Here is a 17,582-nt window from a genome sequence, read left to right on the forward strand (position 1 = left end):
ATGTAATTCAGAGCATCACAGCAGAAATTTTCGCCCTCATGCTGCTTATATGTCATATACAAATATTATTATACAATTTGCTCTATTAAACCCGATGTCACTTTACAAAGATAACACTATTCTATGTATTTCTATGAAAATGCCCAAAAAGAATTATTCTTTTTCTCATTCCAAACTTTAGCTATAAGCCAAAACATACAAGCTGAATGTCTAATATCCATCATTTCACATATCGCTCCAGCCCTTCCTGCAGGAACTCTATATATTTTGGAATATCTTCATTATATGCATAAGATTTATTCAACGGATTACCGTCATTATCCAGCAATACATAAAAAGGTTGGGCATTTGCTCCAAACTTCACCCGTTGCAGATAGCTCCATTTATCGCCTACTGTTCGTAAAGTGCGTTCCGTATCATTCTCCACAACATTTATAGGCTCATTCAATGGAGTTTTATCATCCACATACAAAGAGATAAGTACATACTTATCATTGATGATACCACCCACTTTACTGTCTGTCCACACAGCCGCCTCCATCTTACGACAATTCACACAACCATATCCAGTAAAATCGATCATCACAGGCATTCCTTGTTGTCGTGCATACTCCATACCGATTTCATAATCCTTGAATTTGGGGTGGACCTCATTCGAATATAAATTAAAGTCTTGTGTCATCACAGGAGGAGCAAATGCACTAACAGCTTTCAAAGGTGCCCCCCAAAGTCCGGGAATCATATATACAGCAAATGCTAAAGAAACAAGCGCAAGAAAGAAGCGCCCCACGCCTACCCTGTTTTCATCACCGTCATGCGGAAACTTGATCTTTCCCAACAGATATAACCCCATCAGTCCGAAAATCACAATCCATAACGCAAGGAAAGTTTCCCTATCCAAGATTCTCCAACCATAGGCTAAGTCCGCAACCGACAAAAATTTCAAAGCAAAAGCCAGTTCCAGAAAGCCCAATATCACTTTAATTACATTCATCCACCCTCCTGACTTAGGCATTGATTTCAGCCACGAAGGAAAAAGAGCAAACAGTGTGAATGGTAAAGCCAAAGCGATGGCAAAGCCTAACATTCCGATAGCAGGAGCAATCACGCTACCTGTCGTAGAAACCTGTACGAGCAGAAAGCCGATAATCGGCCCTGTGCAAGAGAAAGACACCAGAGATAACGTAAACGCCATCAAAAAAATACTTAATAGGCCACTCGTCGCTTCCGCTTTGCTGTCCACTGCATTGCTCCATTTAGAAGGTAAAGTAAGTTCAAATGCCCCAAAGAAAGAAGCTGCAAAAACAACCAACATCAGGAAGAAAAGGATGTTGAATACGGCGTTTGTTGATAAAGCGTTCAATGCACTGGCACCAAATATTAAAGTAATTGCTAATCCCAGTGTTACATAAATCACGACAATTGAAGCACCATAAGTCCATGCATCCCGAATCCCTTTCTTCTTATCCTTGTTTCTTTTCAGGAAAAAACTCACAGTCATAGGAATAATCGGCCATACGCAGGGAGTGAACAAAGCCAATAATCCGCCAAGAAATCCAGTGACAAAGACATACAACCAAGATTTATCCTCTTGAGAATGTTCTTCACCTAACACCTGCAATTCATTGATTACCGGTTTCCAAAGATCACTTTCCGATTGCTTCTCTACCACATTTACCGGAGCCTCTTCCTCCCCTTTTGTAACTATTATATCTGCTTCTGCTTTTTTCCCATATTTAAAAGGAATTTGAGTCGGAGGTAAACAGCTCTCATCGTTACAAGCTCCAAACTCCAGAAACCCATCCATAAAGTAATCATTTCCTGTAAATTTCACTTTTTGGATAAACTGTACCGTATCTTCAAAATAGCGCACATTCATCTCGAACATCTTATCATAGATGCTGATTTCTTTTCCAATAGGTTGCAATTTACCCATTGTTTCTACATGATTACTCGCATTGATGTTAAAAGTAGCGGAAATAGGCCTATCATCCCCTAGCCCGGTCGAATACACATGCCATCCTTTCTCTATCGAAGCAGTAAACACGATTTCCGCTTCCGTTTCAGATGTCATTTTCAACTCATTTTTGAACTTTACAGGCTCTTTGATTTGTGCTTGTATATTCCCGATTGTGTACCAACCTACTAATAAAAATAAAATAATTCTCATTTTCTAAGTTCTAAATTATAATCTATTATACAACAAATTTATTTCACTGTTCATATTCTATTGTGGTCGTTGGTCCCTTATATCTTTCAGCATCTCTATATATTCTGGAGAAGGATTCTTATTAGAAGTATCTGCATTTGATGGCGGGGGTATCACTTTGATGAATAAGAAGATACAGAATATTACCCAAATAAGATTTATTGCTAAAAAAATCCAAACTTGTTTCATACGTTGTCGTTGTTTTTCTTTAGTTTCATTACGATATTTATCAGAAATAGACAAATATCGTCCATCGCTAACAAATAATCTATGAGCAGCAAAAGTGAATATAACAGCCAAAAGTATACCTAACTCTTCATTGTTTTGTACTTCCAATGAATGTAATACTCCAACTATTGGGCCAACAAAAACAAAAGTAAACAATGAGGTCGGTAGTAATAACCCTGCTACTTCTGGCGACCGCTTTTCTCCCCACAATCTAAGCTGCCATATATATGTTCGATAAAACAGATATTCATATATCTCATATATTTGTTTAAGTATATTCATTCTCAATACATTTATGAAGCAAAATGGGGATGCTCTCACTAACACCTTATCGAGAAGCATCCCCTTTAACTTAAGAGAAAATTTATTTCACAAGAGATTTAGTCTTACTAATATAAGTTTTCTACTTCCGGCTTGTTGTAAATGAGCGAGCCAAAAGTTCCTATTGAGCGTTTCACAGACACAGACGGTAATCTTTGAATTTCATCCATTTGTGGACGTTCCATTTTCATCTTTCCACTGCGAACTTTAGCTTTGCCTGTATTGGGATCCACTCCTTGAATATCACACAAAGCATACCATAATGGTAAATTGAAATCGAAGTTATCCCAATCTCCAAAAGCATACGGAAACGCATTATCAATATCATCCGTATAGTCTGCATTTTGATTATTCAGCATTACATCTGGCTCAATTCCATCGGCATAATCCCCCCAATCCTTTGCATTGAACGAACGGAAAGTAATCGGAGCAAATTCGTAATAAGAGTTACCATATTTATACTCTTGCACCTCCATACCAACATTTTTTCCTTCAGTACGACTACCAAATAGTTTTACAGGGAAATCAATTCCTCTTAATCCACTAATTACCAATTCACTGGAAGAAGCTGTCTCTTCCGAGCAGATAATCCGTATGGAATTCAAACCTAAATCATCTCCATCACCAAACCGAATATACTCATCTGCACCAGAACTACGTTGCATCCTCATGAAAACATCAGAACGATGTGAAGAACCTGCAATAGAAGCTGATAAATAGCGTGACAATTCAACCGCACCTCCGTAATTATAACGTAAATCCAAGATTAAATCGGTAATACCTTCCGTTTTGAACTGCTGTATCATATATTTTAACTCTTCCGCATAATTCAAATCAAAACCTTGATAAACAAGGTAAGCCACATTCAAATTACCTTCTTTTTCTTTTATAAACATAGAATAAAGTACCGGATTGTTATTATAAGTACCTGTCGTCAAAATAACACTTCCATCTACCAATTCATATTTTTGCAAATCTTCATTAGGCACATAGCGTCTATATCCAATATTGAATGATTCTCCTCCACTTGCATAATATAATGCATTCATGTATTGCTGGTAGTTGTTTTTATTCAAAGTTACCCCATTCACAGCAACAATTACATCACCGCGTCTTAATCCAGCTTTTGCTGCAGGAGAATCAACAAATACATATCCAATAGACAAACCGATTGTCGTTCTATCTGCCATATAGGAAGAGAAAAATGTTCCTAATCCTGTTCCTACCATGCTTGTAGCACGAGTTGTGGCACGAGTATCGCTAGAACCCACTTTTTCAATATATGAATAAATATAACGTTGACCGGCATTCACAGAATATGCACGGGAAATTCCTCCATCTTCTGTATTTGTTTTCATCTTCAGAAGGTAGGTAGATAAAAAGTTATCATACGAAACATTTTTGCAATCAACTTCCAGTGTATTATACTCATCCTTGAATAGATAATGTTCCTTCAAATAGTTATGCATAAATTCGTTTAAAGCAATATCCGCAGAAGATACGTCACCAGATCCTGATTGTGTTATAGTACATACAACTTCAGGTGTTTTATATCCCTCAACTTGCACAAGTACTGTCAGTATTCGTTCCTGTCCGGCTTCATTTTTATCAACTTTTACCCTAAATCCTCCTTTACCGGCAGCAGAATTACCACTGGTATTAGTAATAGCCGCCCAGTCCGATCCTGTAGAGTATTGTAAAGAAGGAGTCCATTTTCCAGAAGCAGTAAACGAGATCTCAACAGTCTCCCCATAAAGTGAAACAGTCTTTTCCATTTCACTGCTAATTGCAGTGATTCCATTATCCGTACCGCCAACTTCTCCTCCGTCATCACTATCCGAACAATTACTGAAAGCAATCAGACACAAAGCAAGCAATACTACACTATAAAAGCTATTAAATAAGTTTTTCATCTATTATTTTATTAAATTAGAAATTAAAATTATTGCGTCGGAGCATCTACTACAGTTTTAGAAACCTCGTAAAAACGTCCTTCTTCATCTATCCAGGTAACATTGATATTAGTTGGCAATGTTCCATAAGTACTTCCCGAATAAGTTGTTGTTTGTTTTACACCATTTTGCATCACATACCTGATTTGTTCATCATACATACCAGTCAGGTAATCTGCTGGCCCTGCAAATACATAAAAGACTTTGCAGGCAGACTTCGGTTTCACAGTATAAGAAACGGTGTAGAATTTGTCTTTTTCTATCTTGTCAATTGTTACTTCCGGAACACTGGCATTCCACAAATCGGCGTCCCTTTCTTTTCGCACATAAGTCGGCTTTGCACTTGTATATTCCTTCTTTGTCACAGTCGAAGAAGGATTACCATCAGCATCAACTGCTATCATGAACAGTACATATTCTGAATTAAATGCAATATCCTCAATCACCAGTTGATGATTCTTCAGTTCAGCAGCAACAATTTCAGTAACATTACCATTCATAATTAATGCTTGCTTTACTGTTTCTTCATTTCCCCAATACGGATAGCTTTTGAAATCACTCAATTTCATGTGGACATAACGGAATTTCACCGGATTTCCGGTCGGGGTCAGTGTTAGTGTTGTAGACACGGTTCCTGCCTCTATTGCCACATCCACCGAAATAGAAGAATTATAGGATATTTCCTTGGAATCAGCTTGCACTTTGACTAATGACCCGAGTTGTCCTTTCTCATTCAATGCTACTGCAACCAAAAAGCCTTTTGTTCCCGGTTCTAAAGAAGCTCTTTCAAAGTTTTTTGCCTCTTTGGAAGAATCTCCGTTTGTAATAAGATAGGAAATAACCTCTTTGTCAGTGCTATAATTTGCCAAAGTCTGTTCTTTCATATAAGAATAATAGAACTTATAACAGTCAGTTCCCGGAGTAATGGTCGCACTAACACTTGAAACTGTAGCAACAATATTACCGATATTTATGGTTGCCGTTCCGTCATACGTTAACGCAGGAACGGGAATCTCCACCGCTACTAGTTCTTCTGTTTTATACCCCTTTTCTTCTTTATAAGGGATAGCCCAAAGTACGTATGTTGTTCCTGGTATTACTTTCGGAAGAAAATCCAACACTTTTCCCTCCAATGGCCCATTATAATCCGAATACTGTTTAGTTCCGCCACCATAAGCCAAATCGTCAATAACCCCTTCTGGTGAATAATTGGACTTATCTACAATCCCTGTGTAAAAAACGTCACAGCCCTTTCTAATTGCAGAAACCGTTGCACCTTCAAAAGTAATATCCGAAACCTTCAGTTCTACAGTTGCAGCAGTCTTAATCACGCTGGCAATCACATCATCAGGCAAATATGCACTACCAGCCTCAGATGAAGGTACTGCCCAAATCATATACGTCTTTCCAGCTTCGGGATCCTTACCTATCAGTTCAGCCAACGGCATTTTATCAAGAGCCTCTGTCTTCATATACATACGGGCAGTATATCCGTTTACTAATTCTGCTACAGCCTCTGCACTATATTCATTGATTTCCAATACTCCCAAATAATACATTTCTATGCCATTCATCAAAGTAGTAGAAACTGTCTGCCCCACAGTAGATATAACTATAGGAGCATCCCCTATGATTACGGGAATCTCTGCGATAATACTCTGTCCGTTGGATGCAACAGCCATTATAGCTACTTTGCCACTCGTCTCTGCATACTGATTTTCTGCCACAGGAGCAGTAATAGTCAGCCCTTTTCCTGTCAGGGAAGCTTGCCAACCATCAGGTTTTGTTACGGTATACTTCGAAATTCCACTCATTTCAACTGAAATCAATTTCTCCTCACCGTTCGTAAAGTATTGCTTTCCGGACAATATATCACATTTCAGTTCCTTAGATTTCGACAACTTTAATATTGTGCCATCTTTCAGAGTAAAATACGCATAATCATCATCCTGACTAACTCCACTAAAAAGAGAGGTATCTCCCGTTCCTTCTCCGGACGCGTAAACACCGGTAAGTTCCCAAGTCTTGCCACCGTCCGTAGAAATCTCCCACTCTTTCGTATTCGTATTAATGCGAATTTTAGGAGCGGCAGCCGTTACAGGCATCATTTTTCCTTCTCCATCTTTCAAGAATGTCTTTTTACCGTCTGTACTAGTTATTCCCCAATAATAGATACCATCCTCTTCGTTCTTTATCACGGTTATTTGCGGAGCATCCTCCCCATTTTCACCATTACGAATAGTTACTTCTGTCTTATCTGAAAACTTAATTGTATAACTTCCGTCTTCATTCTCCAATACAGAAGCGATTGATTTATTTTGAGATAAAGCATCTGTCAGTGTCTTCAATGTGGAAATATCCGTCTGTACACTTTGTAACGAAGCTTCCAACTTATCCATGCGGTCTTCCAGACCGGAAATTGAGTTTTTTAAATCATCGTCATTATAACATGACGACAACATTACCACACATACTGCCAGGAAACATACATATTTCCCCATACTACATAAAAAATATTTTCTTCTCATATCCATGATAATTTAGATGATTAGAGAAAACCGCACGACAGACTTTCACGCTATCGTGCGGAATAATTGCGCCAATACTATTTATTTGGCGTGAGGATGTTTACCCAGTTTTTTCAAATCAAGATAAATAGTACTTCCGCTCATCATCGCACCAGGAGCACTCTTATCTACTTTCTCCTTAATAATCGTATTTGCAGGAATCTGTCTATCTTTCTTTATAACTTGTGGTTTTGTTGTTCCTATCATACCCTTTACTGATTTCGGAGCATCCGGGAACAATACAGAAGGATCAGTAATGATACCTTTATCTTTATCATAGAATACAGTATAAAGATCACCAATAACTTCATTGCCATCACTATCTGCCCCAATTGGTACACATAAAGCAACTAAACGTTTGGCTTCACTTGTCTTATCGTATGATTGAGTCGTTGAATTTACTGTTGTCAAGCCATAATCCAAACAATGTTCCTTCCATACATCCATACACTCCTGATAGGTATAATCACCACTTGCAGAATACGTATCTTCAAGAATTGTATGATAAACTTTAGCCACATCCTTTATAATGGAAAACTGGACAGTGAAATTATTCATTTCACTCATATATGCACGTAATTCCATAGTTGGATTCGGACCTGCCACAATTGCTTCAGTAGTAGCTTTTACAATCTTCACATCCGTCAACACACCATTCCAGTCTTCAGCCATATATGCGAACGTATATTCAGTAGCCGGGTCCAATCCTGTCCAAGTAAAGCTTTCCACTCCTCCTGTTGCATCAGCAGGCCATACATTAGAGTCTTCAGACAGTAAATAATTGATTAATTCCGCTTTATTAGCATCTTCCAGTAAATCCGGTGTCATAATATACTGATGATAGAATACAGCCGTTTTCTGATTATAAGAATAATTCAGTTTCAGACTTGTACGTCCCGGATCAGTGATCGTTATATCAATATCAGCTTCAGATGCATCCGGAGTATCAGTAATACGCGCTTTGGTAGAAAATGAAGCATGCTTTACTTCTTTGGATAACTGCCCATACTCATTACGCCCAATGTAAGCCACGACATAAGGAGCATCAGGAAGCAAATCAAATTGGAATTCTGTACCTTTATAGGAACCTTTTTGAGCGAAATTCGTATTTTTCACACCCCATCCCTCCTGGTCTAAAGTTCGTGCCAAAGTGGTCATGGTTGCTTCATCTGCATTTTCATAAGGAGCCCAGTCAGAAGCTTTAAATATACGATAAAACATGGCAACGCAATTGTCTTTCATTTCCACATTCAAATCAACCATGGAAGCACCAATCCTACTAATTTGTAGATTACATTCCGGCAATTCTGCATTCGGGTCTATTTCTTTCAAATGAAAGTCCTGACGGACATATTCACCCGGAGTCTTGTTCTCATCCAGCCCGATGCTGGTAGCGGTTATCATTCTTTTCGCATCTGCTGTATAACCAAAATCCACCGTATAATACAATTCCTCTTGAGGAACCTGTGCATCTTCCGCTTTTTGAATCCAGTGTCTCATAAAGTCTATATACATCGACTTTCCATACGTATTTATAAATGCATCAATAGGTTCTGAATCTCCACAGAACTGATAGAAATACTTACTGTCCGTATTGGGGAGATATTGTATACCAACTGCATGATAACTTGTAGTAACATCAATATCCACACGAGGAGTGCCTATCACACTCTGAACCGGCGTCTTCAAATAACAAATTTTCATGTCTGCAGGCGTCTGTCCGCCCTCATCATTGCAGCCTACCGTTATAATCAAATATTCCGCTCCCGGCACTATTTCTGATTGGGAATATTTAGAATTTACCCAGTCAAATTCAGTATTCGGGTAACTGTCTCCCAATGTTTGCCTATTGAATGTATAAGCACCCGCCCCCTCAGAATTATAGATAGCCTCCATTATCAAATCTTCCACCTCTTCCTCTGTTGCTTGTACTCCTGTCCCTACACTTTCGAATAAGTAATTGTACATACGACATAAAGGATATACATCCAACCGATAAGATTGGACTTTAGAACCCGGAGTACACTCAAATACAAAATTATGTTCAGTGTTACTGGTAACTTTTATACCTACTCCACGTTCGCCACCGTCCACTTCATTCTCAACCCATCTTATTGGTGTCGGATTTGGAGGAAGCGGAACATCCGGATTCACTGGTACATCAGGTTCTACACCCGGTTCATCACTATCCGAACACGAAAGGACCATAGGACTTATCACAAAGATAAATCCCAACATGAGTAATAAACTAAATAAATTCTTCTTCATAATTAAAAGTGATAAATGTGATTAATCATTTACATATTCATAATCGGCATCGCCATCAATAGCCTTGCAGACAGCCAAATTATTTACATATCCGTTTTCATCGGTAACCAATGCATAAAAAGAAAGATTCTCCGCATTCCATCCTTCTTCCATTATAACAGTATAACTTATGCTTTTCTCTTTACCGGCTGCTATATGTCCCAATTTATCGCCATCAACGGTAGCAGACAGTAATTTACGTACCACATGGTTATGTGTGTAATCACGATAAACTCCCCCGTCATTTTGTTGATATTTCAATCCGTTTTCTACCGCATATAAAATCAAACGATATTCAGCGCCTTTTTCCGATTTAACGCTTACCGTCACATCAGCCTGTCCGTTATATTGTGACTGGATGGCCACTCCGCAAGACGCGGGATACTCTTCCAAAGACTTATTAAATACAGCTCGCATGACACTATAATTTTCAGACAATCCCATTGCCTCACGCATATCGACCACACATGAAGGATAACCGGAGATAGCAAACTTTCTGGAAAGGATCGAAGACTGTTCGATTGTCATCGGATCGGCACTTGTCCCATCGACATGGAATGACATCAGATAAACAATTCCCTCATAACTCGAACTTATCAGATAGTTCAGGCGTGTCATTCCTGCCGGACACATAGCACACCAAGTTCCGGTAAACTCCATTGCACAAATGCGTCTTACAAACTTAGAAGGTGTACCCGGTGCGGCACTCGCAACAACCGTTACCAATTTGGATACATAGTTGCCATAAGATGCCTCAAAAGCGTAGGTTCCGGCTTTAGAAGTAGAAAAGGTATTTCCATCCAAAGTTTGTCCGTCCATCACGGAACGGATGATTGCATCAGCAGTTACATCTATTCCCGCATGCATTACCGTAAAGGTTATAATATCCTTTCCGTCCGCAGTCAACGTATTTTTATCGACACTCAAAATCACTTCCGTCTGCTCCGAATCATCGGAATTGCCTGAACAAGAAATCCAGCATATTCCCACACAGCACATACAGACCAGCAATATTATTTTATAGACATTTATACACATAACTCTTCTTTATTCGTTATACAAGTAATCTGCTGATTCTCCAAGTTTACACTCATTTACATTGTTACACGTATAAGTCTTTCCTCCATCCAAAGTTGTCAGCATCGACACTATCACACGCATATTATCCACATTCCATCCCGGTTCCAACTGATAAGATCGTTGCATGGTAGATTCCACTCCCGCATTTACTTCCCCATTAAAACGGTCGCCGTTCAATGATGTGGACACCACTGCGCGCACCACATTATTATGCGTATAATCATTCGCGCCATTCGTTTGAAAGTATTTGATTCCATCCTCTACCAGATAAATCAAACAACGATAAGTGTTTGTTACGTTGGAAGTTAATTTGCCAGTAATCTTCACTGTACGGTCAGAAGCATTATACACAGACTCAACAGCTACCCCACAAGAAGCCGGATAGTTACTTAATCCTTTCTGAAGCTCTTCTTCAATCTGACTCTTGATACTGATCATTTCTTTAGTACCCTTACGCAGATTGTAAAAGAAACGAGGCAGTCCCGAGAAATTACCGAGAATATTAGTCCGGTAATTATTGGTAGCTGCTGTACTCATGGGATCCGTCATTCCTCCGAAATCCATGTGGAAAGAAGCGATAGCCAATCGCCCCGGTTGTTCAGTCTGAATTGCTTTCAATGTAGTACTAAGTGCCGGACAGGCCTGGCACCCGATAGAAGTAAACTGCATCCCCAGTAATTTATGATAATAGCTGGTTCCTCCTGATACGGGAGCAACCTGAACGGTCACTTCATTTTCACTGACCATTGCTTTTCCTTCATAATAGCGGGCTTTAAAGACATACGTACCCGGCACTGAAGTGCTGAAAGCACGAACACCATAATCCAGGTTTTCCTCTCCCGATTCCTTTACCAAAATCAGGTTCATTGTACTTTCTTCACTTACATCTTTTGTACCCAGTTTGACCGTGAAGGTCACTTTTTCTACTCCATCTGCCTGTATAGCCGTCTTATCAGCTGTAATACGCAAAATGCCGTCATCCGTCCCTCCATTCTCCGTTTCGTCCGAATTGCCGGAACAGGATGACAGCATTGCTAAACAAAGGATCATTACAATTGGTAGAATTGTCGAGTATATTTTTTTCATAAGCCTCAATCATTATAGAGATAGTCTATGCTACCATTGATAGAACATTCGGTTATATTATCCACCATATATGCGTCATCCACTTTACGCAATGCATAAACCACTACACGCGATGTGGCAGGATTCAGGTTCTTTGCATTAGAAATGCTGAAAGTTGCGGCAGTGTGCTCCTCGTTTGCCTTCACAGTAAACCGTCCGTCGGTTGACATCGACAGGTAATTGTTGGAAATAGCTCTTACTGTATAATCGTACGAGGTCTCATTTCCTCCGGATGCTGTTAAGCCATCAGTCACCAAGACATAAACAAGGTCATATTCTCCTCCCAAGCTCGACTTCAGTGCGGCATCCACCGTAATCTCACCCATAGAAGAATTATAAGATGTATTTACCTTAATTCCACAGGTTGCCGGATATTGTCGGATTTGACTTTGTAAAGTCTGTTTGATAGCACTCACGTTCCTGTCTATCGACATGACTTTCAAATCATAGATACAGGTAGGAAAACCGGACGCTCCAAAACGGCCCATGATTGTGCTTGTCTGTGACAAATGGAACGGGTCAGTGGCGGAACTGCTGGAAGAATGAAAAGCCATTTTTACCATACGTCCCGGCATCAGTTCTTCCACTTTCTTTAATGCCGAAGTCATGGCCGGACAATAGGTACACCAAGTTCCCGTCATTTTGAAGACACCTACTTTACGATAGAAAAGTTCATAATTCTTACGATTCTGTGCGGTTACGGAAACTTCATCCGACTCCCAGTCCAGGTAATATGCCTTAAACTTATGTGTCCCGTTCTCTACTGCCGAGAACGTATTGGTCCGTCTCTCCAAATAATCACCGGTAGTTACATCTTCAAAATATACATTCTTCATATATTCGGAAGTCGTCAGTACTTTTCCATTAGCATCAGTCACCGTAAAAGTCGCCATATCTGTTCCATTGGCTTCAATCTTGGCTTTATCCACAGTCAAAGTAATAGGTCCTGTCACTTCGCCGTTATCCGGCTCTTCACCATTGTCGTCAGAATTGCCGCTGCACGCTGTAAAACATCCGCACAAGCATATCAGACTTGACATAAAAAACATTGTAAATTTTCTCATATTCTATATTCTAATTAATAAATGTTTCGATGAACTCAAAATGAAGTAGTTATAGTCAGGTTAGCACCTGTATATTTAGGAATCGTCCGGCAAACTCCACCAGAGCAGACGTACCCTTCCTTGTTACGACCATAACTCAAGGCTATACGCGTACGTGATTTGGCATAACTGGCTCCCACATTGTAATAATGGATTTTATCCTTGCCGTGATTATACATATCACTTCCGTAAATGCTCCATGCCGGAGCAAAATTTATCTCCAACAGAGCTGCCATCCAGTCCTTCTGATCTTCTTTTGTAGTTAGGTATTGCAACTCCATGCGAGTTGAAAAAGAAGGCGTGAACTTATATTGTAAATCTGCTACAAAAATATTCGACAGATTAGTCGTTTTATTCGCTCCGTACGAAGGGCTATATTCTTGCATAGAATAAAGCAAGTTCATTTTGAATGACTTTGTCCATTGCTTTTCCACATCAACACTAAAGTCACGAAATGCCAAGTTACCTATCTGGGCTGTTCCTTCTTTTTCTAAAGCATAATAGGTAGAAAAGTTAGCATGTAATTTCAAACCGCGTTTACCTCCAATGACCGTTCCTCTTTTGAAATGATAAAAGACATCCAATTGTCCGCCCATCTCACCGCTAACTGCATTTGTCACATCTCCTATTTGTGGAGTATGAGGATGCAAGTTGGTCAACATATAGGTATATTGCGTACTCATAGCCGGGACATAATTCAACAGATTCGAAGTCGAACCATTACCGGCAATAATCTCACTATTCATCCATTCCAAACGGCGCCCGGTCAGATTTACCCCCAACCCATTGCCGCTATATCCCAGCTCCAGCAATTGCGCATTGGCACGTTTCCTTGCATAAAGTTTGTCATCATGGATGAAATTATAATATTTATTGCCACCGTCCACATATTCACCTTTCGCTGTAAATCCGGAGCGTTCAAAATTTACCCGTCCCGAGAAGCCATTCGAATAAGGTTTTCCCCCTTCTTCTTCGAGGTCGATATTGATTTTCTCATACCGGTTCAATGCCCCTCCTTCGATACTCAAGGATGTATTTTGCCAACTAAGCATTTCAGATAAGGAGAAACTTACATCTACGCCACGTACTTGTGTATCGGAAAAGTCCATACCAAAACGTGGAGTTCCCCAAATGGCCTTCAACCTTACAATATTCTTGTAATTGTAGGTAAAACGTGCTCCCATCACCGCATTATTCAAACCAAGCATACGGTCCTCCCAACTACGGAATAGCAGTCCACTCCCAAACTGCTCATAAAATGTACCCGCTGTTACGGAAAAATCCTTGTCGGCCCAAGATACGTAATAGTTGGTTAGTTTTGCTTTCTCCAATTCTGTCGGGTATCCCACCAGTACCGGTTCATAGGCTTCCAACTGTACACCTACGGCAAACTTACCTTGATAGTAATCCAGTTTCAGATAATTGTTCGAACCGAAATGATCTTCCGGAGATTCTGCTTTTGTCTTACTATCATCCTTGTAGTAAATCGTATTCGTTTCAAAGCTCCCTGTCAGATAACCTTTTTTGTTATCTTGCTGCGCATAGGTTAGAGTAGACGCTAACGCTACTAAAGCCAACACCTGAATTCTTATTCTAGTCATGTCATTGCGTTTATCTATGAATAATAACAGTTTCTATTTCTGTAGTTTTTTTATCGCTTTCAGTAGTTCCAGCTCACTTCCCGGCGCGTACCCGGTGTGTGAATAGACAATCTTCCCATCTGCATCCACTACATATACCTGTGGAGTCAGGCTCACATTCATAGCTCGCATGAATTCCTGATTTTTATCATACAACATGATAAAATCATCCCATCCATGTCCCTCTGCCAATGCACGCGCTTTAGCAGTAGAACGGCTGTCATCTGTCGAAACAGCTACAACACGGAATTTGGCTTCTTCCAACCAATCGGGCAATTGTTCATTTATAGCGTCCAATTCACGAATACATGGTTTACAGGTTGTTGCCCAAAAAGAAATAATCATAGGTGTTTTGTGATTAACCAGGGAGGAGGTGTTTACCTGTGCTCCTTTCGTATTTTCAACCTTGACTGATGGTATTTGTGCCATAGTACAAGTTAGAAAAGCGAACAACAGCGTAATGCAGACAATTAATGCTCTCATAAGTTCTTTTTATTTGTTATGTTAATAATCTTGTTTTATCTGATGTGTTCCATCTTACAGCCAAATAGCCTGAATTTCTGTATTTGTATCAAGCCGTCCTTATACATATCGCCTATCAAATTGGCATTCTCGAAAGTGACAGTTTTAGTTTCAACATCATATTCTCCGCGATATACGTCAGAAGTACTTCCGTCCAAAGCCAGTCTCCTGAAACGAATAGTATACGGGCCATAAGAAGCGACATCTTCACCCGGCACAATGGACAGGTAGGTTTTCTGCGCCTCCGAATCATATTCATAATACAACCGCCAACTAAATTCCCATTCAATATCATTATCCGGATCAAATCCATTCTTATTCGAACAGACCAGATAGTGTTCGTATGCCTCCGTGCCTTCTTCCGCTGTATTTATTCTAACGGAAAATCCCACTGGCACATTGGAAACATTGGTGGCAGAAGCCGTTCCGGTAAATATCCAAGTTCCTGAAAGCGTTTCATAAAAGCTTGAATCATTGTCTTTGATAGTCACTGTCAGTCGCTTGTTCTCACCAATAGACGCCCCTTTCACATCAGCAATTTCAACATCAAAAGAACGGTCGTCATTAACAAGCTTGTCATCAACGGTCTTAAACTCAAAATTCATTGTTTCCTGCCCGGCAGGAATAAGTAACGTTTTGGTTGTGACAATATAGTTTTCATCCTCTTTGGCATTATGATCTTTTAATTCGAACGTCACACGGATAGTTCCGGTATGTTCGCCCGTCACAACAACAGGCACAGTACACAAACCGGCAGATTCTTTCACCGTCATTGCAGTTTCCTGCAAGTTTACCGTAGCCGCTCCGGAATTAAACTGTTCCTCATCGTCCGAACAGGCGGCGATCAGAACGGCACATAGAAGAAGGGTGTATATTTTCAGATAGTTCATTTTACTCAAGTGTTTGATAATTTACGTTATTCATTGATTAATATCCCGGATTCTGCTGACCTGCCAATTGAGGGTTGGCATCCATTTCTGTTTTAGGAATGGGCCAAAGCATTCGCTGGTCATCCACAGGTTTATCCAGTCCATCGGTGCTTGCTTGTCCCGGGAAAAGCACCAGTCCTTTGCTTTGCGGTTTTCCACGCTTCACACCTTTCCCCCAACGTTTCAAGTCCATCAACCGGTATCCCTCACCTACAAGCTCCCGTTCCCGTTCGTTCATGATTTCATTTAATAAAGCTTCCTGATCGTAGGTTGCATCAGTCCATCCCTCGATTCGCGCTTTTTTTAATGCATTCAAAGCGTCATTACCCTTTTTCACAGCAGCTGCCGTTCCAATCTTTGCATTAGCTTCAGTGGCAATCAGATACATTTCAGCAATTCGGAATGGTTTCGGCTGATTCAAATAGCGTGTTTCGCTTCCTAATGCATTGTAATATTCATTGCCCGGATATTTATTAAAGAAATAGATATCCGCCGCATTACCTGACGATACGGTTAAGTGGTATTTCCCGAAATAAGTCTTTAGCCGGATATCTTTTTCATTGTATAGGTCAATCAGTGTTTGTGTAGGAATATAATCCTTCTTTGTAGTCGGATAACCGATAAAAATAGTCCCCAGAGGTACACCGGCATCGTCGGCACTAGTCATGGCAATCTGCCAGATGGTTTCCGTTCCCTTGTCATTCTTCCATACGCTTTCAAAATCTGTTGCTGTGTTCGATAATGGATATCTGTTCGAATTAACCAGGTCACCTGCATATTTGGCCGCATTTTCATAGTCGTCCATTTGTAGGGCAACACGCGCTTTCAAGGCAGTCACTACATCTACCGTGATATAATTCCCACAATTCTTGGGAGCCGTGTTGACTGTCACGTATGCACCATTAATATACCTGTCATAATCAACAATGCCATTTTTTGCAGTCTCTATACGTTCTTCGGCTTCTTCGAGGTCCTCCAATATCTGTTTGTAAGTATCTTCCAATGAAGATCGTCCCGGATATTGGGTAGCAGAAAGTTTAGGCTCATATTTTACCTGAAGCGGCAGTCCCGGAGTACTTGCTGCGGTAGCTACATCGTAATCGCGGCAAAATAAAGTAGCTAGATAAAAGTAGCAGTATGCTCTTGTAAAATACGCTTCCCCCTCATACACATTAATCTGTTGTCTCTGGGTTTCAGTCAATTCGATTTCCGGATTCTCATCGATCTTACCTACCCCGTCAATAAAGAAGTTGACACGTCCAATAGCGGCATAGTAGTTCGACCAGATTGTTTCTACAGTAGAGTTGGTGCTCTCGAAAGTCCAACGGTGCAACTCACCATATTTATTAGAGAAATCCGCCACTGCATTAAAGGCATCTGCCTGAACTTCCGGAGCTAATACATAGCTTCCTCCTGTCAGTCCTAAATATACGGAATAGATACCGGCACGTGCTTCTTCAAAACCGACTATGGTCGTTAACGCTTCTTCTGTAGGAACAGCATCGTATGGCATTTTATCCATATCACAAGAAGTCACCCCAAGTGTCAGTATAGTCAATGCTATCATAGATATTTTCTTCATATTCACCATTCTTTATG

General features: G+C 40.1%; 12 protein-coding genes. All 12 read right to left on the reverse strand.

Annotation, left to right across the window (positions count from 1 at the left end; all coding sequences use genetic code 11):
• Nucleotides 1–220: 220 nt before the first annotated feature.
• The gene (locus BSCG_RS16455; protein WP_008775744.1) at nt 221–2,170 is read right to left on the reverse strand and encodes a protein-disulfide reductase DsbD family protein; all 1,950 of its coding nucleotides are present in this window, start codon (nt 2,168–2,170) and stop codon (nt 221–223) included.
• A gap of 57 nt (nt 2,171–2,227) precedes the next feature.
• Nucleotides 2,228–2,719: a hypothetical protein gene (locus BSCG_RS16450; RefSeq protein WP_008775745.1), complete on the reverse strand. Its 492-nt coding sequence runs from the start codon at nt 2,717–2,719 to the stop codon at nt 2,228–2,230.
• 107 nt (nt 2,720–2,826) lie between these two features.
• Nucleotides 2,827–4,671: a S41 family peptidase gene (locus BSCG_RS16445; protein ID WP_032849474.1), complete on the reverse strand. Its 1,845-nt coding sequence runs from the start codon at nt 4,669–4,671 to the stop codon at nt 2,827–2,829.
• 29 nt (nt 4,672–4,700) lie between these two features.
• Nucleotides 4,701–7,238 (reverse strand): PL29 family lyase N-terminal domain-containing protein, encoded by a 2,538-nt coding sequence (locus BSCG_RS16440; protein ID WP_032849505.1) that lies wholly within the window; start codon nt 7,236–7,238, stop codon nt 4,701–4,703.
• A gap of 81 nt (nt 7,239–7,319) precedes the next feature.
• On the reverse strand, nt 7,320–9,545 hold the full coding sequence (locus tag BSCG_RS16435; RefSeq protein ID WP_008775748.1) for a hypothetical protein: 2,226 nt from the start codon (nt 9,543–9,545) through the stop codon (nt 7,320–7,322).
• 21 nt (nt 9,546–9,566) lie between these two features.
• Entirely contained in the window at nt 9,567–10,622 is a 1,056-nt protein-coding gene (locus BSCG_RS16430; RefSeq protein WP_004313102.1) for an Omp28-related outer membrane protein, read from the reverse strand.
• 9 nt (nt 10,623–10,631) lie between these two features.
• Complete coding sequence (locus BSCG_RS16425; RefSeq protein ID WP_008775749.1) at nt 10,632–11,750, reverse strand: Omp28-related outer membrane protein; 1,119 nt, start codon at nt 11,748–11,750, stop codon at nt 10,632–10,634.
• Between the two features lie 5 nt (nt 11,751–11,755).
• Nucleotides 11,756–12,853, reverse strand: coding sequence for an Omp28-related outer membrane protein (locus BSCG_RS16420; protein ID WP_008775750.1), 1,098 nt, complete (start codon nt 12,851–12,853; stop codon nt 11,756–11,758).
• Between the two features lie 35 nt (nt 12,854–12,888).
• A complete protein-coding gene (locus tag BSCG_RS16415) occupies nt 12,889–14,493 on the reverse strand; it encodes a DUF6029 family protein (RefSeq protein WP_032849475.1) in 1,605 nt (534 codons plus the stop codon).
• 33 nt (nt 14,494–14,526) lie between these two features.
• Nucleotides 14,527–15,015, reverse strand: a complete 489-nt coding sequence (locus BSCG_RS16410) for a TlpA family protein disulfide reductase (RefSeq protein WP_008775752.1) — start codon at nt 15,013–15,015, stop codon at nt 14,527–14,529.
• A gap of 35 nt (nt 15,016–15,050) precedes the next feature.
• Nucleotides 15,051–15,944 carry a Calx-beta domain-containing protein gene (locus tag BSCG_RS16405; RefSeq protein ID WP_008775753.1) on the reverse strand — a complete coding sequence of 298 codons (894 nt, stop codon included), beginning with the start codon at nt 15,942–15,944 and terminating at the stop codon, nt 15,051–15,053.
• A 37-nt stretch (nt 15,945–15,981) separates the two neighbouring features.
• Complete coding sequence (locus BSCG_RS16400; protein WP_008775754.1) at nt 15,982–17,565, reverse strand: RagB/SusD family nutrient uptake outer membrane protein; 1,584 nt, start codon at nt 17,563–17,565, stop codon at nt 15,982–15,984.
• Nucleotides 17,566–17,582 lie beyond the last annotated feature (17 nt).

The sequence above is a fragment of the Bacteroides sp. 2_2_4 genome, assembly GCF_000157055.1.
GTDB lineage: Bacteria > Bacteroidota > Bacteroidia > Bacteroidales > Bacteroidaceae > Bacteroides > Bacteroides ovatus.